Annotated in this window: 20 protein-coding genes; 3 read left to right on the top strand and 17 right to left on the bottom strand. The window is 69.1% G+C overall.

Going from position 1 to position 20768, the window contains the following annotated elements; all coding sequences use genetic code 11:
• Window position 1: 1 nt before the first annotated feature.
• From queE to aspS, 16 genes are all read right to left on the bottom strand, one after another.
• Window positions 2-682 carry a 7-carboxy-7-deazaguanine synthase QueE gene (gene queE, locus CSC71_RS08055; RefSeq protein WP_162373845.1) on the bottom strand — a complete coding sequence of 227 codons (681 nt, stop codon included), beginning with the start codon at window positions 680-682 and terminating at the stop codon, window positions 2-4.
• A 93-nt stretch (window positions 683-775) separates the two neighbouring features.
• Complete coding sequence (gene ybgF / locus CSC71_RS08060) at window positions 776-1576, bottom strand: tol-pal system protein YbgF (RefSeq protein WP_162373846.1); 801 nt, start codon at window positions 1574-1576, stop codon at window positions 776-778.
• A 139-nt stretch (window positions 1577-1715) separates the two neighbouring features.
• Window positions 1716-2228: a peptidoglycan-associated lipoprotein Pal gene (gene pal, locus CSC71_RS08065; RefSeq protein WP_162373847.1), complete on the bottom strand. Its 513-nt coding sequence runs from the start codon at window positions 2226-2228 to the stop codon at window positions 1716-1718.
• Between the two features lie 125 nt (window positions 2229-2353).
• Entirely contained in the window at window positions 2354-3673 is a 1320-nt protein-coding gene (gene tolB / locus CSC71_RS08070) for a Tol-Pal system beta propeller repeat protein TolB (protein WP_162373848.1), read from the bottom strand.
• Window positions 3674-3769: 96 nt separating this feature from the next.
• Window positions 3770-4768 (bottom strand): cell envelope integrity protein TolA, encoded by a 999-nt coding sequence (gene tolA, locus CSC71_RS08075; RefSeq protein WP_162373849.1) that lies wholly within the window; start codon window positions 4766-4768, stop codon window positions 3770-3772.
• 7 nt (window positions 4769-4775) lie between these two features.
• On the bottom strand, window positions 4776-5204 hold the full coding sequence (locus tag CSC71_RS08080) for an ExbD/TolR family protein (protein ID WP_162373850.1): 429 nt from the start codon (window positions 5202-5204) through the stop codon (window positions 4776-4778).
• Window positions 5205-5219: 15 nt separating this feature from the next.
• A complete protein-coding gene (gene tolQ / locus CSC71_RS08085) occupies window positions 5220-5993 on the bottom strand; it encodes a protein TolQ (RefSeq protein WP_162373851.1) in 774 nt (257 codons plus the stop codon).
• A 47-nt stretch (window positions 5994-6040) separates the two neighbouring features.
• Window positions 6041-6463 carry a tol-pal system-associated acyl-CoA thioesterase gene (gene ybgC / locus CSC71_RS08090; protein WP_162373852.1) on the bottom strand — a complete coding sequence of 141 codons (423 nt, stop codon included), beginning with the start codon at window positions 6461-6463 and terminating at the stop codon, window positions 6041-6043.
• 36 nt (window positions 6464-6499) lie between these two features.
• Entirely contained in the window at window positions 6500-7552 is a 1053-nt protein-coding gene (gene ruvB / locus CSC71_RS08095) for a Holliday junction branch migration DNA helicase RuvB (RefSeq protein WP_162373853.1), read from the bottom strand.
• A gap of 92 nt (window positions 7553-7644) precedes the next feature.
• The gene (locus CSC71_RS08100) at window positions 7645-9552 is read right to left on the bottom strand and encodes a potassium transporter Kup (RefSeq protein WP_162373854.1); all 1908 of its coding nucleotides are present in this window, start codon (window positions 9550-9552) and stop codon (window positions 7645-7647) included.
• Between the two features lie 39 nt (window positions 9553-9591).
• Window positions 9592-10176 carry a Holliday junction branch migration protein RuvA gene (gene ruvA, locus CSC71_RS08105; RefSeq protein ID WP_162373855.1) on the bottom strand — a complete coding sequence of 195 codons (585 nt, stop codon included), beginning with the start codon at window positions 10174-10176 and terminating at the stop codon, window positions 9592-9594.
• Between the two features lie 13 nt (window positions 10177-10189).
• Window positions 10190-10714: a crossover junction endodeoxyribonuclease RuvC gene (gene ruvC, locus CSC71_RS08110; RefSeq protein ID WP_162373856.1), complete on the bottom strand. Its 525-nt coding sequence runs from the start codon at window positions 10712-10714 to the stop codon at window positions 10190-10192.
• A gap of 130 nt (window positions 10715-10844) precedes the next feature.
• Window positions 10845-11576, bottom strand: coding sequence for a YebC/PmpR family DNA-binding transcriptional regulator (locus CSC71_RS08115; RefSeq protein ID WP_162373857.1), 732 nt, complete (start codon window positions 11574-11576; stop codon window positions 10845-10847).
• Window positions 11577-11622: 46 nt separating this feature from the next.
• A complete protein-coding gene (locus CSC71_RS08120) occupies window positions 11623-12237 on the bottom strand; it encodes an esterase/lipase family protein (protein ID WP_162373858.1) in 615 nt (204 codons plus the stop codon).
• A gap of 19 nt (window positions 12238-12256) precedes the next feature.
• Window positions 12257-12784 (bottom strand): GNAT family N-acetyltransferase, encoded by a 528-nt coding sequence (locus CSC71_RS08125; RefSeq protein WP_162373859.1) that lies wholly within the window; start codon window positions 12782-12784, stop codon window positions 12257-12259.
• A gap of 94 nt (window positions 12785-12878) precedes the next feature.
• Window positions 12879-14627 (bottom strand): aspartate--tRNA ligase, encoded by a 1749-nt coding sequence (gene aspS / locus CSC71_RS08130; RefSeq protein WP_162373897.1) that lies wholly within the window; start codon window positions 14625-14627, stop codon window positions 12879-12881.
• Between the two features lie 275 nt (window positions 14628-14902).
• On the opposite strand from aspS, the gene CSC71_RS08135 reads away from it, so the two are divergent.
• Complete coding sequence (locus tag CSC71_RS08135; RefSeq protein WP_162373860.1) at window positions 14903-17029, top strand: phosphoglycerol transferase I; 2127 nt, start codon at window positions 14903-14905, stop codon at window positions 17027-17029.
• An 85-nt stretch (window positions 17030-17114) separates the two neighbouring features.
• Window positions 17115-17828, top strand: a complete 714-nt coding sequence (locus CSC71_RS08140) for an SIMPL domain-containing protein (RefSeq protein ID WP_162373861.1) — start codon at window positions 17115-17117, stop codon at window positions 17826-17828.
• A 7-nt stretch (window positions 17829-17835) separates the two neighbouring features.
• Here CSC71_RS08140 and CSC71_RS08145 read toward each other — a convergent pair whose 3' ends face one another.
• Window positions 17836-18189 (bottom strand): FmdB family zinc ribbon protein, encoded by a 354-nt coding sequence (locus CSC71_RS08145; protein ID WP_162373862.1) that lies wholly within the window; start codon window positions 18187-18189, stop codon window positions 17836-17838.
• Between the two features lie 214 nt (window positions 18190-18403).
• On the opposite strand from CSC71_RS08145, the gene CSC71_RS08150 reads away from it, so the two are divergent.
• A complete protein-coding gene (locus CSC71_RS08150) occupies window positions 18404-20728 on the top strand; it encodes a glycogen debranching protein (protein WP_162373863.1) in 2325 nt (774 codons plus the stop codon).
• Window positions 20729-20768 lie beyond the last annotated feature (40 nt).

A 20768-nucleotide genomic window follows, 5' to 3' on the forward strand; every position in this document is an offset into this window, starting at 1 on the left:
CTTACCTGCCCGGCTCGTCGTTCCAGAGCAGCTTGTGCAGTTGCATCTGGAAGCGTACCGGCAGGCGGTCGGCGACGATCCAGTCGGCCAGGTCGCGCGCCGGCAGTTCCGACTTGCTCGGCGAGAACAGCACGTCGCAACGCTGGTCCAGCCCGTGCTCACGGACCACGTCGCGCGCCCATTCGTAGTCGGCGCGGCCGCACAGCACGAACTTGACCTGGTCGCGCGCGGTCAGCAGCGGCAGGTTTTCCCAGCGGTTGCGCCCGGCCTCGGCCGAGCCCGGCGTCTTGATGTCGAGCACGCGCGACACGCGCGGGTCGACCGCGGCGATGTCGATGGCGCCGGACGTCTCCAGCGACACGTCGTGGCCGGCGTCGCACAGCCGCTTCAGCAGGCCGATGCAGCGTTTCTGCGCCAGCGGCTCGCCGCCGGTCACGCAGACGTGGCGCACGCCGTAACCGGCGACCTCGGCCAGGATGTCGTCGATCTCCCGCCACTTGCCGCCGTGGAAGGCGTAGGCGGTATCGCAGTACTGGCAGCGCAGCGGGCAGCCGGTCAGGCGCACGAACACGGTCGGCCAGCCGACGGCGTCGGCCTCGCCCTGCAGCGACAGGAAGACCTCGGTGATCTTCAGCCGGTCGAGCGACGACTGCACGATTTCGCTGGGAACGGAAAAGTCCATGCGCCCATTGTAGAGCGGGGCTTGCCCCGCTGCCTTGGCTTGCATGTCGGAAACGGCGAGAGCAGCGGGGCAAGCCCCGCTCTGCGGCGCGAATCAGCGGATGCTGCGGCCGAACTGGATCGATTTCAGGCGATCGTCGGCGGTACGGGCGACGTCGCTGCCGGGATACTTGCTGACCACGGTGGCCAGCGTGCTCTCGGCCTGCTCGACCTTGCCCAGGCCGTATTCGCACAGGCCGAGCTTCAGCAGCGCGCCCGGCGCCTTGTCGTGGGTCGGATAGCGGCCCAGCAAGGTATTGAACTGGTCGGCGGCGAGCTGGTAGTTCTGGGTGACGTAATAGCTCTCGCCCAGCCAGTACAGCGCGTTCGGCGCGTACACGCCGCCCGGGTACAGTTCGAGGAAGCTGGTGAACAACCGCGCCGAATCGACGTAGTTGCCGGCCTTCAGCGCGTCGAAGGCGACGTTGTAGGCGGCGCGTTCGTCGCCGGCCTGGGCCATCGCACCGACATCGCCATGCACCGACGGCGCGCTGTCGGCGGCCACGGCGGGCGCCGCCGCGGGCGCATTGGCCGCGGAAGGCGGCGCGGGCAGGGCCACCGGCGGCGCAGCGGAGGGCGGTGCACCGCCCTCGATGCGGCTCAGGCGGCTGTCGAGGTCCAGGTACTGGTCGCGGTTGCGCTGCTTGAGCTGCTCGTTCTCGTTCTGCAACTGCTCGACCATGCCGCGCAGCTGGACAACCTCCCTGCGCAGCTGGTCCAGCTGGTTCAGCAGGTCGACGTTGCCGCGGTCGTTGGCCGCGCGTTGCTCCAGCGCGGCCACGCGGTCGGCCAGGCTGACGCGCTGCGCGTGCGCCGGCGCGGCGCCGAGGCCGAGCAGCACGGGAACGAGCAGCATGGGGGCGAGCGACGTGTGGAGCGGACGGAACGGATTCATGGTCGTCGGTTATCGCAGGGCTGGAACGGAGGGCCGAAAAACGGATGGCTCGCGGCAGGATACCCGCCGCGAGCCATCTTTGCCTTTCCCGCCTGAACGGTTACTTGGCCGTGTAGATGATCTCGACGCGGCGGTTGCGGGCCCAGCACTCCTCGTTCGACTCGGTGCAGACCGGGCGCTCTTCGCCGTAGCTGACCACGCTCAGCTGGCCGCCGGAGCCGCCGTTGGCCTGCAGCGCGGACGACACGGCGTTGCCGCGGCGCTCGCCCAGGCCCTGGTTGTAGTCGCGGCTGCCGCGCTCGTCGGCATTGCCTTCCAGGGTGATGCGCGAGGACGGACGGTCGCGCAGGTACTTGGCGTGGCAGCCGACGATGGCCTGGAATTCCGGCTTCAGCGCATCCTGGTCGAAATCGAAGTAGATCACGCGCTGGCGCAGGCAGGCGTCGGTGTCCAGGTCCTCCGGGCCGTACAGGCCGTCGTCGACCGGGGCCGGGGTGGTGGCGACCGGGGCCGGGGTTTCGGCCGGCGGGGTTTCCTTGACCTGCTTCTTGCAGCCGGCGATGACGGCCACGGACAACATCGAAAGCGCGATGACTCGAATGCTGGTGTTCATGGGGAAAAATCCTCGGGTTCAGCGGGGTGGAAAACGCTCGGCAGTCTACTCCGGAATCGGTTCAGCTTGTGCGAACCGGACCCCGGAACCTGCACCGGATTCCGGTTGTTCACTGCAGCATGGCCTCAGCGCGGGGTGCGGAACGGCCCCCACGCCGGTTCGCGCACGTCGCCGTCGGCCAGCACCAGGCGCTGGCGCACGCGCGCATCGGCCGAGACCGCGTACAGCACGCCGCGCCCGCCTTCGCGCGCCGCATACAGCACCATGCTGGCATTCGGCGCGAAGCTGGGCGATTCGTCCAGCGAGCCCGGCGACAGCGTGTTCCAGCGCGGCGAACCGAGGCTGCTGTCCATCAGCACGATGCGGTAGGTGTTGCCGCTGCCCTGCGCCAGCGCGATCTTCTGGCCGTCGTAGGACACGCTGGCCGAGGCGTTGTAGCTGCCCTGGAAGCTCACCCGCGTGGCGCTGCCGCCCGAGGCCGGCATGCGGTAGATCTGCGGGCCGCCGCTGCGGTCGGAGGTGAAGTAGAGGGTATTGCCGTCGGCGCTCCAGGTCGGCTCGGTATCGATGCCGAACTGGTTGGTCAGCTGGGTCAGCGCCTTGCTGCCCAGGTCCATCACGTAGATCTCGGGGTTGCCGCTGCGCGACAGGGTCAGCGCCAGCTTGCGGCCGTCGGGCGAGAACGCCGGCGAGCCGTTGATGCCGCGGAACGCGGCGACCAGTTCGCGCGCGCCGGTGGACACGTCCTGGATGTAGATCGACGAATTGCCGCGTTCGAAGCTGACGTAGGCCAGCTTGCGCCCGTCCGGGCTCCACGACGGCGACAGCAGCGGCTCGGACGAACGCACGATGGTCTGCGGGTTGAAGCCGTCGGAGTCGGCCACCATCAGCGTGTAGCGCGCGGCGCTGCCGACGCCGGTCTGGGTGATGTAGGCGATGCGGGTCCAGAACGCGCCGCGCACGCCGGTGATCTTCTCGTAGATGGCGTCGGCCATCTGGTGGGCGACGTCGCGCATCGCGTTGGCGCGCGCGGTCAGCGCCAGGCCGAGCAGGCGCTCCTGCTTGGCGATGTCGTACAGCTCGTATTCGACCCGGTAGCCGCCATCGCCGCCGTCGACCACGCGGCCGACCACGATGTAGTCCTGGCGCAGCGCCTTCCAGGTCGGGTAGTTGATCTCGCCACCCCGGACCGGATGCTCGACCATGGCGCCCTCGGGCAGGGTGCGGAACTGGCCGGAGCGGTTCAGGTCGGCGGCGACCACCTTGGCCACGTCGGTCTGCGGGGCCGCGGCCGACCCCTGGTACGGCATCGGCACCACGGCGATCGGCAACGCCGAGGCGTTGCCGCCGATGATGTCGATTTCCAGTCCCTGCTGCTGCGCCGAAGCGGCCAGCGGAACCAGGACCAGGGCGATTGCGGCGAGCCAGCGCGGCAGTGTCTTCATGGGCACGTCGTGTGATTTTTGGGGCCGGCTAGGGATACCAGCCCGAGCGTGAACGTTTTCGCAATTGTGAACGAAAACCGGGAAATATCGGCCGGGTCAGCGATCCTGCGCGACGAAATTGAAGTTGAGCTGGCGGCTGAACACCGGCTCGAAGCCACGGTATGGCAGCGGCTGCGCCTTCAGCACCGCGCGCTCCAGCGAGTCCCGCCCGGCCTGATCCATCGCGCAGCCCGGCTGCACCTGCGCGTCGATGACCTCGCCGCCCGGCAACTGCTTGATGATGACGCGGCACTTGGTGCCCAGCGGCACCGAATCCGGCCGGGTCCACTGCTGGCTGACCGCGGCCTGGATCGCCGCGACGTACTGCGCCAGCAGGCCATCGTCGGTACCGCCCTGCCCGACCGGACCTGTGGCGGCGGCCGGGGCCGTGGCGGCGGCGTTGCGCGAACGCGCGTCGGCCAGCTGGCGCAGCTTCTGCTCGGCCAGTTGCGCCTCGCGCGCGGCCTGCTCGCGCTTGCGGCGGATCTCGGCCAGCTTCTTCTGCTTTTCCTCTTCGGCCAGCCGCTGCCGCTCCTCTTCCTGCTGCCGCGCCAGCCGCTGCCGCTTCTCGGCCTCTTCCTGGCGCTGGCGTTCGGTCAGGTCGATCTGCTCCTGGCGGCGCTTGGCTTCCTGTTCCTGGCGCAGCTTCTCCTGCGAGATCGCCTCGCGCCGCGCCTCTTCCTGGTCGATCTGGTCGGGAACGGGGATGCGTTCCTGCGCCTCCACCTGCCGCGGCACCGGCGAATCCTGCGGCACCGGCTCGGGCAGCGGCTGCGGCGGCGGCGCGGCTTCCTCCTCGACCGGCTCCGGCTGCGGCGGGACCACGGGCTCGGCGTTCAACGCGCGCTGCACCGCGCGGTCCTCCGCCGCGCTGCTGACCATCGTCGCCTCGATCGTCGCGCCCGCCGCCGAGGAAACGTCGTGGTCCCACTTCAGCCACGACGACAGCCACAGGAACAGCGCCAGCAGCACGTGCAGGCCGATCGCGAAGGCGAGCGGTCGGCCGATGCCTTCTTCGTCGTAGCCGTTGTTGCGCGGAAGCGTTCCGGCGTTCACTGCCAACCTATTGCTTGGTCCACAGCACGACGTTGGTCACCTTGGCCTTCTTCAGCGCCTCGGTGGCGTCGATGACGCGCTGGTACGGGGCTTCGCCATCGCCGGCGAGCAGGACCCGCAGGTCGTTGCCCTGTTGCTCCCTGATCGGGGCGAGCAACGTCGCCAGCCCCGCTTCGTCCACCTGCCGCGGCTGCTTGTCGCCGGGCAGTTGCAGGCCGAAACGCCCGTCCGGGTAGGCGATGACGATGATCGGCTCCTGCTTGCTGTCCAGCGCCTTCGCCGTCGACGACGGCAGCTTGACGTCGACCGACAGCGTCAGCAGCGGCGCGGTGACCATGAAGATGACCAGCAGCACCAGCATCACGTCGATGTACGGCACGACGTTGATCTCGGACTTCAGCTTGTGCCGCTTGCGGTGGAAGATTCCGGAGGCCATGGCGGATCGGGTCCGTTACTCGTGCGTCGCCTGGCGCTGCAGGATCGAGCTGAATTCCTCGGCGAAGGTCTCGTAGCGCACCGACAGCCGGTCCACGCGCGTGGTGAAGCGGTTGTAGGCCCACACCGCCGGGATCGCCACGAACAGGCCGATCGCGGTGGCGAACAGCGCCTCCGAGATGCCCGGCGCCACCGAGGCGATGCCGGCCTGCTCGCCGCTGCGGAGCATGTCGTGCATCGTCACCATGATCCCGAACACGGTGCCGACCAGGCCCACGTACGGCGCGGTCGAGCCGATGTTGGCCAGCAGCTCGAGGTTGCGCTCCAACTGGCCGACCTCGCGCACGTAGGTCGCGCGCATCGCGCGCTGCGCGCCTTCCAGTTGCGCGCGCCCGTCGTGCACGCGCTTGTCGCGCAGGCGGGTGAATTCGCGGAAGCCGGCCTCGAACACCGCTTCCAGCCCGCTGACCACGCGGTTGCGGTCGGCCGCGGCCGAATACAGCTTGTGCAGCTCGGCGCCGGACCAGAAGCGGCCCTCGAACTCGTCGGCGTCGCGGTCGGCCAGCTTGAAGACGCGCGCCTTGCGGAAAATGATCACCCAGCTGATCAGCGAACCGAGCAACAGCAGCACCACGATCAACTGCACCGGCAGGCTCGCCTTCGCCACCAGTTCGAAGTAGTTGATGCTGCCGTGCGCGGCCTCGGCGGCGGCCGCCGCGGCGGTCGAGGCCGCGTCTTCCGGCAGCGCTTCGGTCACGGTGGCCAGCAGGGCCGTGGGCATCGCGATCATCCGTTTTCCTCAGTCATTCTTTCGGTTCGTTCGGGGGAGGTCCGGCTTCAACCAGGCGTTTCCAGCGCCTTCAGTTGCCGGTACAACGCATCGGGGATCGCGACGGGGTTGAACGCCGAGGCCCGCACCGCCGCCGCCCGCACCGTCGCGGTCAGCAGTACGGTCCCGTCGCGCGCGATCGACTGCGCGAACACGAAGCTGGCCTTGCGGCACTGGCGCAGTTCCGCGCGCACCTCGAGCAGGTCGTCCAGCTTCGCCGGTTTCAGGAAATCGATCTGCATTTCCCGCACCACGAACACCACGTCGTGCTCCTCGCGCAGCTTCTCCTGCCCCAGCCCGATGGCGCGCAGCCACTCGGTCCGCGCGCGCTCGAGGAAGGCCAGGTACTGCGCGTGGTAGACCACGCCACCGGCGTCGGTATCTTCCCAGTAAACCCTTGTCGGAAGGCTGAACACCCGGTTATCGGCCATGACGCAGTCCACGTTTTCGGCAATCCGGCATCGCGCTCAGGCTCCGCCCCCGGTTTCCCCGCCGGCGGCGTCGAACAGGTCCGCCGCCGCCGATTTCGGCTTCAGCCCGAGGTGCAGGTACGCCTTGCGCGTGGCCATGCGCCCGCGCGCGGTGCGGACCAGGAAGCCCTGCTGGATCAGGTACGGCTCGACCACGTCCTCGAGCGTGCCGCGCTCTTCCGACAGCGCCGCGGCCAGCGAGTCCACGCCGACCGGGCCGCCGTCGAAGCTGTCGACGATGATGCGCAGCAGGCGGCGGTCCAGCTCGTCGAAACCCTCCGGATCGACCTTCAGCATCGCCATCGCCGCCGCCGCGACCGCGGCATCGATGCGACCGCCGGCCTTGACCTGCGCGTAGTCGCGCACGCGCCGCAGCAGGCGGTTGGCGATGCGCGGGGGGCCGCGCGAGCGCTTGGCGATTTCCGCCGCGCCCTCGGCCGCGCACTCGATGCCGAGGATGCGCGCCGAACGCTGCACGATGCGGGTCAGCTCGTCGGCGGTGTAGAACTCCAGCCGCTGCACGATGCCGAAGCGGTCGCGCAGCGGCGCGGTCAGCAGGCCGGCGCGGGTGGTCGCGCCGATCAGGGTGAACGGCGGCAGGTCGAGCTTGATCGAGCGCGCGGCCGGGCCCTCGCCGATCATGATGTCGATCTGGAAATCCTCCATCGCCGGGTACAGCACTTCCTCGACCAGCGGCGACAGGCGGTGGATCTCGTCGACGAACAGCACGTCGTGCGGCTGCAGGTTGGTCAGCAGCGCGGCCAGGTCGCCGGCCTTCTCGATCACCGGGCCGGAGGTGACGCGCAGGTTGACCCCGAGCTCGTTGGCGATGACGTGGCTCAGCGTGGTCTTGCCCAGCCCCGGCGGGCCGAAGATCAGCACGTGGTCGAGCGCCTCGCCGCGGCCGCGGGCCGCCTCGATGTAGATGCCCAGCTGCTCGCGCACCGGCTGCTGGCCGAGGTATTCGTCCAGCCGCTTCGGGCGGATGCTGGCCTCGAGGGCGTCGTCCTCGCGGGTGGCGCCGGCGGAAATGATGCGGTCTTCGCTCATGCGACGGGGAACGGGAGGCGGGAAACGGGGGACGGAACGATCCGGAGCATGGCTTTATCGTCTCACGTCTCCCGTTTCCCGTCTCCCGGGCTTCAGATCTCCACCTGCGACCCCAGCTCCACCAACCGGTTGCCGGGGATGCGGAAGAAGCCGGTGGCCGGCGCGGCGTTGCGGTGCATCAGCGCGAACAGCTTGTCGCGCCAGATCGGCATGCCACGGCGCGCGCTGGCGACCACGGTTTCGCGGCTGGCGAAGTAGGTCGTCTCCATCGGGTCGAACAGCGGCCCGCCGCGGTCGCAGCTGAGCATCAGCGCCTGCGGCACGTCCGGCGTCTCCATGAAGCCGAACTTGACCACGACCCGGTAGAACTCGTCGCCGATCGGATCGATCTTCAACCGCTTCTCCTTCGGCGCGTACGGCACGTTGAGGGTTTCCACGGTCAGGAACACGTTGCGCTCGTGCAGCACCTTGTTGTGCTTGAGGTTGTGCATCAGCGCGTGCGGCACCACGTTCTTGTCGGCGGTCATGAACACCGCGGTGCCCGGCACCCGCACCGGCGGCGCCAGCATCAGCCCGGGCAGGAAGGTGTCGAGCTGGATGCCTTCCTTGCGGACTTCCGCATGCAGCAGCTCGCGGCCGCGGCGCCAGGTGCGCATGATCGTGAACAGGACGACGCCCAGCACCACCGGGAACCATGCCCCCTGCAGCAGCTTGGCGCCGTTGGCGACGACGAAACCGACGTCGCCGACCACGAAGAACGCGCACAGCGGCAGCACCCACACGCGCCATTTCGGCCACAGCGCGCGCGCGACCAGCGCCAGCAGCACCGTGTCGATCAGCATCGTCGCCGACACCGAGATGCCGTAGGCCACCGCCAGGTTGCTGGAACTGCGGAACGCCAGCACCAGGCCGATGACGACGAGCATCATCGACCAGTTGATCGCCGGGATGTAGATCTGGCCGATGGTGTGCTTCGAGGTGTGCTTGACGATCATGCGCGGGATGTAGCCGAGCTGCATCGCCTGCCGGGCCACCGAGAAGCCGCCGGTGATCACCGCCTGCGAGGCGATCACCGTCGCCGCCGTGGCCAGGACGATCATCGGGATGCGCCCCCATTCGGGCACGCCGATGTAGAACGGGTTGCGGATGGCTTCGGGGTGCTCCAGCACCAGCGCGCCCTGTCCCAGGTAGTTGAGCATCAGCGCGGGCAGCACGAAGAAGTACCAGGCGTAGCGGATCGGCTTGGCGCCGAAGTGGCCCATGTCGGTGTAGATCGCCTCGCCGCCGGTGACCGCCAGCACCACCGCGCCGAGGATGAAGACGCCGTGCCAGCCGTGGGTGGCGAAGAAATTCACCGCCCAGTACGGGTTGATCGCCTTCAGCACTTCCGGGTCGTGCAGGATGTTGACCGCGCCCAGCACCGCCAGTATCGCGAACCACAGCATCGTGACCGGGCCGAACACCTTGCCGACCTTCTCGGTGCCGTAGCGCTGCATCACGAACAGCGCGACCAGGATCGTCACCGTCAGCGGCACGATCAGCGCGTGCATTTGCGGCGCCACCACCTCCACGCCCTCGACCGCCGACAGCACCGAGATCGCCGGGGTGATCACGCCGTCGCCGAAGAACAGCGAGGCGCCGAAGATGCCGACGATGCCGATCACGTAGGCGGTCCTCGAACCGGACGGGAACGTCCGCTGGGCCAGCGCCATCAGCGCCATGATGCCGCCCTCGCCGTCGTTGTCGGCGCGCATGATGATCGCGACGTACTTCAGCGTCACCACGACCATCAGCGACCAGAAGATCAGCGACAGGACGCCGAGCACGGTGTTGTGGTCGGCGACCAGCCCGTAGTGCGGCGAGAACGCCTGCTTGATCGTGTACAGCGGGCTGGTGCCGATGTCGCCGAACACGACGCCGATGGCCGCCAGCACCAGCCCGGCCAGTCCGGCCTTGCCGTGGCTGTCGGGATGGGAGGCCGTGTGGGAAGCGTTGGACATGCGGTGTTCCAAACCCTGCTGGTACTGGCCCGGCGGCGCTCAGCGCAGCGCCGATTGCAACGCCTTGCGGATGATCGCGGCGGCATCGTCGCCGGCCTTGGCGGCATCGCGCGCCATGCGCGCGGCCTCGGCCGGCTTGTAGCCCAGTTGCTGCAGGGCGACGGTCGCCTCGGACTGCGGGTCGCCGGGCAGGCCGGTCAGGCCCGGCGCCGCGCCGCCGAAGTCGCCGACGCGATCGCGCAGTTCGACCACGATGCGCTCGGCGGTCTTCTTGCCGACGCCGGGGATCTTGGTCAGCGCGGCCACGTCGCCGGCCTGCACCAGTCGCGCGAACTCGTCGACCGGCACGCCGGACAGGATCGCCAGCGCGATCTTCGCGCCGATGCCGCTGACCTTCTGCACGTCGCGGAACAGGCGGCGCTCGCCCTCGCGCAGGAAGCCGTACAGCGACACGCTGTCCTCCTTCTGCGCGTAGTGGGTGAACAGCGCGACTTCGCGGCCGAGGTCGGGCAGGTCGTAGAAGGTGCTCATCGGCGCCTCCAGCTCGTAGCCGACGCCGCCGACGTCGATCACCAGCCAGGGCGGCGACTTGGACGCGAGGATGCCGCGCAGGCGACCGATCATGCCATTCCCCCTGTTATTTCCGGCTCCACGCCGTGCGCGCATCGACGCCGATGCGGTTCGCCGTCGCGCGCCCGTGCGCGTGGGTGATCGCCACCGCCAGCGCGTCGGCGGCGTCGGCCTGCAGCTTGCCCTTGAGGCCGAGCATCAGCCCGACCATGTGCTGGACCTGTTCCTTCTCGGCGCCGCCCTTGCCGACCACGGCCAGCTTGATCTCGCGCGCCGCGTATTCGTGCACCGGCAGGTCGCGCAGCACCACCGCGCCGATCGCCGCGCCGCGCGCCTGCCCCAGCTTCAGCGCCGAATCCGGATTGCGCGCCATGAACACCTTCTCGATCGCCACTTCCTGCGGCCTCCAGGTTTCGATGACCCCGGTCAGTTCCTGCAGCAACAGCTTCAACCGCTGCGGGAAACCGTCGGCCCCCAGCAGCACCAGCGGCGCATGATAGACGTGATGCGTGCGTCCCGCCGCATCGACGTCGATGATGCCAATGCCAGTCCTCTGCGAACCGGGGTCGATGCCGAGGATTCGGGTGCGCATGCTAGCGGGCGCCCTCGAGGCGCACGCTGCGCACCCGGCTGCCCGGCCATGCATGACCGGGCAGGACTGTCCGAAGCCGCACGATTGGCGCCATGGACGGCAGCGATTTCATTCGACTGGATCCTGCACCTTACGCGTAGGCGTCGGCACCGAGCTCGGCGTTCGAGTAGACGTTCTGCACGTCGTCCATGTCCTCCAGCCAGCCCAGCAGCTTGACCACCTGCTGCGCGGTCTCGCCGGACACGGCGATGTCGTTGTCGGCACGGAAGGTGACTTCGGCCAGGTCCGGCTTCAGGCCCGCGGCCTCGATCGCGGACTTCACCGATTCGAACGATTCCGGCGCGGTGATCACGTCGATCGAACCGTCGTCCGGATAGACCACGACGTCGTCGGCGCCGGCCTCGATCGCCGCCTCGGTGATCTTCTCCTCGTCGGCGCCCGGGGCGAAGCTGAGCACGCCGAGCTTCTTGAACATGAAGGCGACCGAGCCTTCGGTGCCGAGGTTGCCGCCGAACTTGCCGAAGGCGTGGCGCACGTCGGCCACGGTACGCACGCGGTTGTCGGTCAGGCAGTCGACGATCACCGCGACGCCGCCGGGCGCGTAGCCTTCGTAGCGGATTTCCTCGAATTCGACGCCTTCCAGCTCGCCGCTGGCCTTCTTGATCGCGCGCTCGATGGTGTCCTTCGGCATGTTGACCGCCAGGCCCTTGTCGATGGCGGTACGCAGCGCCGGGTTGTTGGCCGGATCCGGCACGCCCTTGCGGGCGGCAACCGAAATCTCGCGAATGATCTTGGTGAAAATCTTGCCGCGCTTGGCGTCGGACGCGTTCTTGCGCGCTTCGATGGAGGGGCCACGACCCATGTGTCAATCCAGCGGTGGTCTGTTGCGAAGCGGCAATTTTAGCCGATCAGCGCCGGAAGCGGCCTTCGCGCAGGAATTGCCCCGCCTGCCCCGCCGCCTCGGCCGAAAACACCAGCCCGGTATGGCTGCTGTGGACGACGCAGTGGTCGGCCAGCCCCGGCAGGCGGGTTTCGTCGAGGCCGACGGTGCCGTCCGACGCCCCGTCGATGCGGGAAAACAGCCGCCCCGCGCCGCGCGCCACGTCGCCGGCGACCATGCCGACCTCGGCCGGGCCGGTCCACTCGCCCAGCCCGCTCTGCAGCAATCCCGCGCTGCGGCCGAGCAGCGGGCGGCTCCAGGCACGCGCGGCGAGGCGGCGCGCGGTATGGCTGCCGCGCAGCGGCGACCCCAGGCAGACCACCCGCGCCACCGGCAGGCCGGGGGCGCGGCGCAACGCCTCCAGCGCGATCAGCCCGCCCAGGCTGTGCCCGACCAGCGCATCGAACGGCTCCTCGCGCAGGCGTTCGACCAGCCCCGGTATCGCCCGTTCCGGGCCGTCGAGGAGGCTGGAATAGCCGAAGATCTCCGTCGCGAAGCCCTGCGCGCGCAGGCGCGAGGCCAGCCGCCACAGCCAGCAGTTGGCGTTGAGCAGGCCATGGATGAGCAGGACGCGCCGGGTCACCGCGCGAGTGTCGCCAATGTCAGGCGGCTTGGCGAGCGGCGCGGCGCAGGATGAACTCGTCGTCGAGGGTCTTGCCGACCGGGAACTTGTAGCCGCCGACCTTCTCGAAGCCGTGGCGCATGTAGAAGCGCTGCGCGCCGAAGTTCTCCGACCATACGCCGATCCACAGCGTGCGCGGGCCGTCGCGTTCGAGCCATTGCAGCGCGGTCTCGAACAGCTTGCCGCCCCAGCCGCCGTTGTGGAATTCGCGCAGCACGTACAGCCGCTTCAGCTCGCCGTCGCCCTCGGCCACGTCCGGATGCGGCAGCCCGCACGGACCGGCGAAGGCGTGGCCGACGGCGACGCCGCCCTTCTCCAGCAGCCACATCGCCTTGCGCGGGTCTTCGAGGTCCCTGCGCTGCGCCTCGATGGCGTAGCTGGTGCGCAGGAAGAAGTCGAGGTCTTCCGGCGGATACAGGTGGCCGAAGGTCTCGGTGAAGGTCGCCGCGGCGATCTTCGTCACCGTTCCGGCGTCGTCCGGGGTCGCGCGGCGGATGGCGAAGTCCATGGAATCGGTCGCTGGTTCGTGGTTGTCGGTTGTCGGAAACAGACGGTTGCCGGCCTGGGCCATCAACCAGGAACCAACGACCCGGATCCCGCCGTCATTGCTTCGCCCGCACCTGCACGTGCACCTCGGCCAGTTGCGCGTCCGGCACCGGCGACGGCGCACCGGTCATCAGGCACTGTGCGCTGGTGGTCTTCGGGAACGGGATCACGTCGCGGATCGACTCGGTGCCGGCCATCAGCGCGGCGATGCGGTCGATGCCGAAGGCGATGCCGCCGTGCGGCGGCGCGCCGTACTTCAGCGCGTCGAGCAGGAAGCCGAACTTGGCCTCGGCCTCTTCCGCGCCGATGCCCAGCAGTTCGAACACCGCGCTCTGCATCTCCGGGCGGTGGATGCGGATCGAACCGCCGCCGATCTCGTTGCCGTTCAGCACCATGTCGTAGCCGCGCGACACCGCGGTCTTCGCGTTCGCCTTCAGGTCGGCGATGTCGTCGACCGCCGGCGCGGTGAACGGATGGTGCAGGGCGACGTAGCGCTGCTCTTCCTCGTCCCATTCGAACATCGGGAAGTCGGTGACCCACAGCGGGCGCCAGCCTTCGGCGACCAGGTTGAAGTCCTTGCCGGCCTTCAGCCGCAACGCGCCCATGAAATCGGAGACCTTGTTGTACTTGCCGGCGCCGAAGAACACGATGTCGCCGTTGCCGGCGCCGACGTAGCGGAGCAGCGCGGCGAAGGCTTCCGCGGGGAAGAACTTGGCGATCGGCGAGGTCAGCTCGCCGTTCTCGGCGATCTTGGCGTAGGCCAGGCCCTTGGCGCCGAACTTGGCCGCGTGCGCGGCGTAGTCGTCGATCTGCTTGCGCGACAGCGCGGCGCCGGCGGGGATGCGCAGCGCGGCGACGCGGCCGTCGGCGTCGGCGGCGGCATCGGCGAAGACCTTGAATTCGCTGTCCTTGACCAGCTCGGCGACGTCGACCAGTTCCAGCGCGATGCGCAGGTCCGGCTTGTCCGAACCGTAGCGGCGCATCGCCTCGGCCCAGGTCATGCGCGGGAACTGCGCGTCGAGTTCGACGCCGATGGTTTCCCTGAACGCGGCGCGGATCAGGTCCTCGACGGTGTCCTGCACGTCGCGCTCGCGGACGAAGGCGAATTCCATGTCGAGCTGGGTGAACTCGAGCTGGCGATCGGCGCGCAGCGCCTCGTCGCGGAAGCAGCGCGCGATCTGGTAGTAGCGGTCGAAGCCGGCCATCATCAGGATCTGCTTGAACAGCTGCGGGCTCTGCGGCAGGGCGTAGAACTCGCCCGGGTGCATGCGCGCCGGCACCAGGAAGTCGCGCGCGCCTTCCGGGGTGGCCTTGGTCAGGATCGGGGTCTCGATGTCCTGGAAGCCGCGCGCGTCCAGCCAGCGGCGCAACGCCTGCACCAGCTTGATGCGGGTGCGCTGCATGCGCTGCATCTCCGGGCGGCGCAGGTCGAGGTAGCGGTACTTGAGGCGGATTTCCTCGTTGGCGTTCTCGTGGGCGTGGAACGGCAGCGGCGCGGCCTTGTTCAGCACCACGATCTTCGTCGCGACCACTTCGACCTTGCCGGTGCGGATCTTGTCGTTGACCGCATGGCGCGCCCGTACCGTGCCCTCGACCTGCAGCACGTCCTCGTAGCCCAGCCCGGCGGCGACGGCGAACACCTCGGCGTTGTCGGGTTCGACCGTGACCTGGACGATGCCTTCGTGGTCGCGCAGGTCGATGAAGCAGACGCCGCCGAGGTTGCGGGCGACGTCGGTCCAGCCGCACAGGGTGACGGCCTGGCCGATCAGGGTCTCGTCGACGAGACCGCAGTAATGGGTACGCATGGACAAGGGAAACTCCGGATAAAGACGTTCCGGCCGGCGCCGGATGGATTTACAACGGCCGAAGGCTGGTCAAGCCGCGTAGTTTAACTTGCGGCCAGCCTTTGCGGCTTTTCCGCGCCCTCCGCCGGCCCATGGCGGCCCGCCGCAACATTTCTTTCATGTGGACTTGGGCATGTTGCGCCCGTCGGCCGCCGCACCGTGGCCGGCCATGACGGCCCTCGGCCGCCGCCCCCGCGGCGGCACGGTGGCTTCCCTGACTCCTACCCGGGAAACGCATGCACCCCCTGCTTCCGCTGGCCCTCGTGGCCCTGCTCTGCCTGCTGGCCGCTTCGCGCAAATGGATCTGGACCAAGGCGGCGCTGCTCGCCCTGCTGCTGCTGGCGCTCAGCGCCTGGTGGCTGGTCGACCGGCTCAGCGGCGACGGCATCAACGCCGCCACCCTGTACCACCTGCGCGCCGGCGTGGACGGCGCCGGGATCAGCGACTTCAGCGACCAGATCGCGGCCTTCCTCGCCCTGGCGGCGGTTTCCCTGGTGGTACCGCTGGGCCTGGCGTGGCTGAGCCCGGCCCGCGGCGGCGGCCGCCGCGGCGCATTGGCGCTGGCCGGGTTCGTCGCCCTCTTCGCGCTCACCGTGCGGTTCAGCCCGTTGTACACGGACGGCCAGCGCATCGCCCGATCGCTGCGCCCGGCCGATGCCGCCGCGGTCGCCGCCGAATACCGGCAACCGGCCGTGCCGTTGCGCAACCGCAAGAACATCGTCTGGATCTACGGCGAAAGCCTGGAACGCACCTACCTGGATCCGCAGGCCTTCCCCGGGCTGATGCCGAACCTGTCGCGACTGGCCGGCGAAGCGCTGGATTTCCGCGACGTAGCCTCGGCCGAAGGCAGCGGCTGGACCATCGCCGGGCTGGTGGCGTCGATGTGCGGGGTGCCGCTGACCACCGCGCCCGGCGACGAGAACAGCATGGGGCGGATGGACCAGTTCCTGCCCGGCGCGCACTGCCTGGGCGACTACCTGAAGGAACAGGGCTACGCCACCCGTTTCCTCGGCGGCGCCGACGCCGATTTCGCGGCCAAGGGCGCGTTCCTGGCCAGCCACGGCTTCGACCGGGTCAAGGAAAAGAACGACTACCGCGCCGCCGGGGTATCGCGGCGGCACTTCTCCAACTGGGGCGTGCACGACGACGTGCTGCTGGACGACGCCTGGGACAGCTTCCAGCAGCTGTCGCGCGCCGGCCGGCCGTTCCTGCTGACCGCGCTGACCATGGATACGCACCACCCGGCCGGGCACCTGCCGGTGAGCTGCCGCGACATCCGCTACGACAGCCCCTATGGCGACATCGGCCTGCTGAAGGCGCTCAAGTGCAGCGACCGACTGATCTCGCGGCTGGTGGAAAGGATCCGCCGCAGCCCCTGGGCCGACGACACGATCATCGTCGTCGCCTCCGACCATCTGGCCATGCCCAACGACCTCAGCGAGGTGCTGGCCGGGCTGCACCGCGAGAACCTGCTGCTGTTCCTCGGCCCCGGCATCCGGCCGCGCAGCATCGCCCGCGGCGGCAGCACGCTGGACAGCGGCGCGACCCTGCTGCAGTTGCTGGATCCGGACAAGCAGGCGCTCGGCTTCGGCCGTTCGCTGCTGGCTGCCGGTGCCACGGCCAGCGCCAGCGCCGCCGCCAGCCGCGACGGCGGCAAGGACTACCCGCGCTACCTGGCCTTCGCCCGCCAGCTGTGGACCGGCACCGACACGCGCACCCTGCGCGTCGACGACGACGGCCGGGTCGTGGTCGGCCGGCAGCGGATCCAGCCGCCGCTGATGCTGGAATACGACCGCGACTGGAACATCCGCGCGATGGTGCTCAACGACGCGCCGCGCCAGTTCATCGACCGCCAGCCGGACAACGTGCTGGCCTACGTCGACCGCTGCACCGCCTTCCTCGACGATTCGCTGCGCGGCGAGTGGTGCGCCGCGCTGTGGGACCGCAACGACAACCTGCAGCTGTACACCGGCGCGCAGTTGCGGCACGGGGTGCAGGTCAGCGCGTCGCCGGCGTACACCGACGTGCCGCGGCCGCGGCCGCGCCGGCCGCTGACGATCGGCGTCGAGGACCAGCGCATGCGCGCCGGCGGCTACCAGTTGCTGCTGCGCGCGCGCGACCTGCCGGCGCATCCGTTCTGGCTGGAAGCGGTGTCGTCGCAAGGCAGGGTCATCCATGCCCGCGAATGGATACAGCCGGGCGCGCAGGCTGGCGACCTCCTGCGCCTGCCGCTGTGGCTGGACACGAGCGTGGAAGGCCTGGAAGTCCGGGCCTGGCTGGACTACACCGAGTTCATCCAGGTCGACCGCATGGCCGTGGTGCGCGACCGCAATGCGCGCGTGGCCCAGGCCACGCACGGTTGACCCCGGCGCGCCGCCGCCGGCACCGGCCCGCGCAACCTGCGCGCCGCGGGATTAAGCTAGCGGCCGACGCCCCGGGGGACATCGCATGCAGACGGCTTCCAACCATCGCAACCTGATCGCCGCGCTGCTGGTCGCCGCCGGCCTGGCCGCCGCCGGCTGGTTCGCCGCGCAGGGCATGGCGCGGCTGCGCACCGCCGACCGCTTCGTCACGGTCAAGGGCTCGGCGGAAAAGATCGTCGACGCCGACCTGGTGGTCTGGCCGCTGGCGCAGACCGTGGTCGGCAACGACCTGGCCGCGGTGCAGGCCGGGCTGGAAAGCAACAACGCGACGATCCGCGCCTTCCTGACCGGGGCCGGTTTCAAGGACGACGAGATCGTGGTCTCGCCACCGCGGCTCGAGGACCGCTGGGCCTGGTCGTACGGCGACAACCGCCCGCCGGAGCGCTACCGCTATTCGAACACCGTGACCCTGCGCAGCAACCGCGTCGCCGAAGCGCTGGCGGCGTTGCGCCGCAGCGGCGACCTGGTCGGCAAGGGCGTGATGCTGAACGCCGAGGAAGGCGGCGGCCCGGATTTCGAATACACCCGGCTCAACGAGATCAAGCCGGCGCTGATCGCCGAGGCGACCGCGAACGCGCGCAAATCGGCCGAACAGTTCGCCAAGGATTCCGGCGCGCGGCTGGGAGGCATCCGCAGCGCCAACCAGGGCGTGGTGTCGATCACCGACCGCGACCGCGGCAGCCCGCAAGTCAAGACCGTGCGCGTGGTGACGACGGTGGAGTATTTCCTGAAGGACTGAGCGCGGCTCAGCCCGACGTCGCCGCCGGCTTGCTCTCGGCCTTCGCCGGCGCGGACTCGGCCGGCTTCGATTCGGCCGGCTTCGATTCGGCCGGCTTCGATTCGGCCGGCTTCGATTCGGCCGGCTTCGATTCGCCACCGCCGGCGCCGTCGCCGGCGAGGTTGCGTTTCTTGTCGCCGTCCTTCTTGAAGTCGGTCTCGTACCAGCCGCCGCCGGCCAGCCGGAACGACGGCGCGGTCAACTGGCGCCTGATCGCCGGCTTGCCGCAGGACGGGCAGTTCTCCGGGTCGGGATCGGACAGCTTCTGCAGGCGGTCGAAACGATGGCCGCATTCGGCGCATTCGAAGGCATAGATCGGCATGGCGGGCGTTGGCGGAGAATGGAAGCTGCCGCCGATTTTAGGGCAAACGCCGCGTTTTCAAGCCTTTCCGGCGCCGCGACCGGGGGGCCGCGCCCGGCGCCCGCGGGATTGGGGCCCGCGATGAATACGAATGCAGCCGCCCATGTTGCGCCCGCACCGTCCCCGATACTTTGCCCGCCCCCACGCATATCCACTTCCCGAAAAGGACGACGTCATGCGGAACCGGTTGTCGTGGCTGTTCCTCCCGCTGTTGCTGTCCCTCGCGGCATTGCTGTTCGCGCCATCGGCGAACGTGCAGGCGGCGATCAACGCGCAGAACCTGGGCGCCAAATACGACGCGTCGCAGGGCAACATCACCTTCCGCGTCTATTCGTCGCGGGCCAGCCGCATCGAGGTGTGGCTGTACAAGACCGCGTCCGGCGCGCAGGAAAGGGTGCGCTACGTGCTGACCAAGGACGCCGCGAGCAACGTCTGGTCGAAGACGGTTTCGGTGGCCACGCTGCGGAACTCGTACGGCATCACCGGCACGGTCTACTACGGCTACCGCGCGTGGGGCCCGAATTGGCCTTACAACAGCGGCTGGACCAAGGGCAGCGGCACGGGCTTCGTCAGCGACGTCGACGCCGGCGGCAACCGCTTCAACCCGAACAAGCTGCTGCTCGACCCCTATGCGGTCGAAATCAGCCAGGACCCCCAGACCGCCAGTTGCACCGACGGCACGATCTACGCCAGCGGCGCCAGCCACCGCAACAAGGACAGCGGCGCCTGCGCGCCGAAGGGCATCGTGCTGGCGGCGGACGCCACTTCCACCGGCACCAAGCCGACCCGCGCCTTCAAGGACGACATCGTCTACGAGGTGCACCTGCGCGGGCTGACGATGAACGACACCTCGCTGCCGGTGGCGCTGCGCGGCACCTATGCCGGCGCGGCGACGAAGGCCGCGTATCTCGCCGGCCTCGGGGTCTCCGCGGTCGAGTTCCTGCCGGTGCAGGAAACCCAGAACGACCAGAACGACATCGACCCGGATTCGGACAGCGGCGACAACTACTGGGGCTACATGACCCTGAACTGGTTCGCGCCGGACCGCCGTTATTCGTCGGACAAGAGCCCCGGCGGCCCGACCCGCGAATGGAAGTCGATGGTCAAGGCCTTCCACGATGCCGGCATCAAGGTCTACATCGACGTGGTCTACAACCACACCGGCGAGGGCGGCGCGTGGGGCGGCACCGATGGGGTGAGCGTCTACAACGTCCTGTCGTGGCGCGGCCTCGACAACCCAACCTACTACTCGCTGACCGGCGACTACCAGCATTCGTGGGACAACACCGGCGTCGGCGGCAACTACAACACCCGCAACACGATCGCGCAGGACCTGATCGTCGACTCGCTGGCGTACTGGCGCGACGCGCTGGGCGTGGACGGCTTCCGCTTCGATCTCGCCTCGGTGCTCGGCAACACCTGCCAGCACGGCTGCTTCAACTTCGACAAGATGGATTCCGGCAATGCGCTGAACCGCATCGTCGCCGAACTGCCGCCGCGCCCCGCGGCCGGCGGCAGCGGCGTCGACCTGATCGCCGAGCCGTGGGCGATCGGCGGCAACTCCTACCAGGTCGGCGGCTTCCCCAGCGGGTGGTCGGAATGGAACGGCGGTTTCCGCGATGCCGTCCGCAAGAAGCAGAACAAGCTCGGCGTCGAAACCGTCACCACCGGCACGCTGGCGACGCGCTTCGCCGGTTCGTCCGACCTGTACGGGGACGACGGCCGCAAGCCGTGGCATTCGGTGAACTTCCTCGTCGCCCACGACGGCTTCACGCTGAACGACCTGTACGCCTACAACAGCAAGCAGAACAACCAGGCCTGGCCGTACGGACCGTCCGACGGCGGCGAGGACAACAACAACAGCTGGAACCAGGGCGGCGTCGCCGCCGACCAGCGCAAGGCCGCGCGTACCGGCATGGCCCTGCAGCTGCTCAGCGCCGGCGTGCCGATGCTCACCGGCGGCGACGAAGCGCTGCGCACGCTGTTCGGCAACAACAATCCGTACAACCTGGATTCGCCGGCGAACTGGCTGTACTGGACCCGCGACGGCTACGAGGCGGATTTCCAGACCTTCACCCAACGTCTGATCGCGTTCCGCAAGGCGCATCCGTCGCTGCGCCCGTCCGCGTTCTATTCGGGCGCGGACAACAACGGCAACGTGATGGAACAGCTGCGCTGGTTCAGGCCGGACGGCGCGCAGGCCGACGCCGCCTACTTCAACGACGTCAACAACCACGCGATCGCTTGGCGCATCGATGGCAGCGAATTCGGCGATCCGGCCAGCGCGATCTACGTCGCCTACAACGGCTGGTCCGGGCAGGTGAACTTCACGCTGCCGTGGCCGGGCAACGGCAAGCAATGGTACCGGGTCACCGACACCGCGACGTGGAACGAAGGCGGCGGGACGGTGAAGCTGCCCGGCACCGAGGATTTCATCGGCGGCGAATGGACGAGCTACGGCCTGCAGGGCCGCTCGGTGCTGGTGCTGATCGCGAAGTGACCCCGATGCGGCCCGTCCGGCCGTGGTGCGGCGCGGGCGG

Source organism: Pseudoxanthomonas sangjuensis (genome assembly GCF_010211755.1).
Taxonomy (GTDB): Bacteria; Pseudomonadota; Gammaproteobacteria; order Xanthomonadales; family Xanthomonadaceae; genus Pseudoxanthomonas_A; species Pseudoxanthomonas_A sangjuensis.

Excerpts from the sequence above, each read along its gene's own strand:
- ruvC (WP_162373856.1), bottom strand. The coding sequence starts at position 10,714 with ATGCGCACCCGAATCCTCGGCATCGACCCCGGTTCGCAGAGGACTGGC.
- tolB (WP_162373848.1), bottom strand. The coding sequence starts at position 3,673 with ATGAAGACACTGCCGCGCTGGCTCGCCGCAATCGCCCTGGTCCTGGTT.
- aspS (WP_162373897.1), bottom strand. The coding sequence starts at position 14,627 with ATGCGTACCCATTACTGCGGTCTCGTCGACGAGACCCTGATCGGCCAG.
- pal (WP_162373847.1), bottom strand. The coding sequence starts at position 2,228 with ATGAACACCAGCATTCGAGTCATCGCGCTTTCGATGTTGTCCGTGGCC.
- CSC71_RS08115 (WP_162373857.1), bottom strand. The coding sequence starts at position 11,576 with ATGGGTCGTGGCCCCTCCATCGAAGCGCGCAAGAACGCGTCCGACGCC.
- CSC71_RS08135 (WP_162373860.1), top strand. The coding sequence starts at position 14,903 with ATGCACCCCCTGCTTCCGCTGGCCCTCGTGGCCCTGCTCTGCCTGCTG.
- CSC71_RS08125 (WP_162373859.1), bottom strand. The coding sequence starts at position 12,784 with ATGGACTTCGCCATCCGCCGCGCGACCCCGGACGACGCCGGAACGGTG.
- CSC71_RS08140 (WP_162373861.1), top strand. The coding sequence starts at position 17,115 with ATGCAGACGGCTTCCAACCATCGCAACCTGATCGCCGCGCTGCTGGTC.
- tolQ (WP_162373851.1), bottom strand. The coding sequence starts at position 5,993 with ATGATCGCGATGCCCACGGCCCTGCTGGCCACCGTGACCGAAGCGCTG.
- ruvB (WP_162373853.1), bottom strand. The coding sequence starts at position 7,552 with ATGAGCGAAGACCGCATCATTTCCGCCGGCGCCACCCGCGAGGACGAC.
- queE (WP_162373845.1), bottom strand. The coding sequence starts at position 682 with ATGGACTTTTCCGTTCCCAGCGAAATCGTGCAGTCGTCGCTCGACCGG.
- CSC71_RS08150 (WP_162373863.1), top strand. The coding sequence starts at position 18,404 with ATGCGGAACCGGTTGTCGTGGCTGTTCCTCCCGCTGTTGCTGTCCCTC.
- ybgF (WP_162373846.1), bottom strand. The coding sequence starts at position 1,576 with ATGCTGCTCGTTCCCGTGCTGCTCGGCCTCGGCGCCGCGCCGGCGCAC.
- ruvA (WP_162373855.1), bottom strand. The coding sequence starts at position 10,176 with ATGATCGGTCGCCTGCGCGGCATCCTCGCGTCCAAGTCGCCGCCCTGG.
- CSC71_RS08100 (WP_162373854.1), bottom strand. The coding sequence starts at position 9,552 with ATGTCCAACGCTTCCCACACGGCCTCCCATCCCGACAGCCACGGCAAG.
- CSC71_RS08145 (WP_162373862.1), bottom strand. The coding sequence starts at position 18,189 with ATGCCGATCTATGCCTTCGAATGCGCCGAATGCGGCCATCGTTTCGAC.
- ybgC (WP_162373852.1), bottom strand. The coding sequence starts at position 6,463 with ATGGCCGATAACCGGGTGTTCAGCCTTCCGACAAGGGTTTACTGGGAA.
- CSC71_RS08080 (WP_162373850.1), bottom strand. The coding sequence starts at position 5,204 with ATGGCCTCCGGAATCTTCCACCGCAAGCGGCACAAGCTGAAGTCCGAG.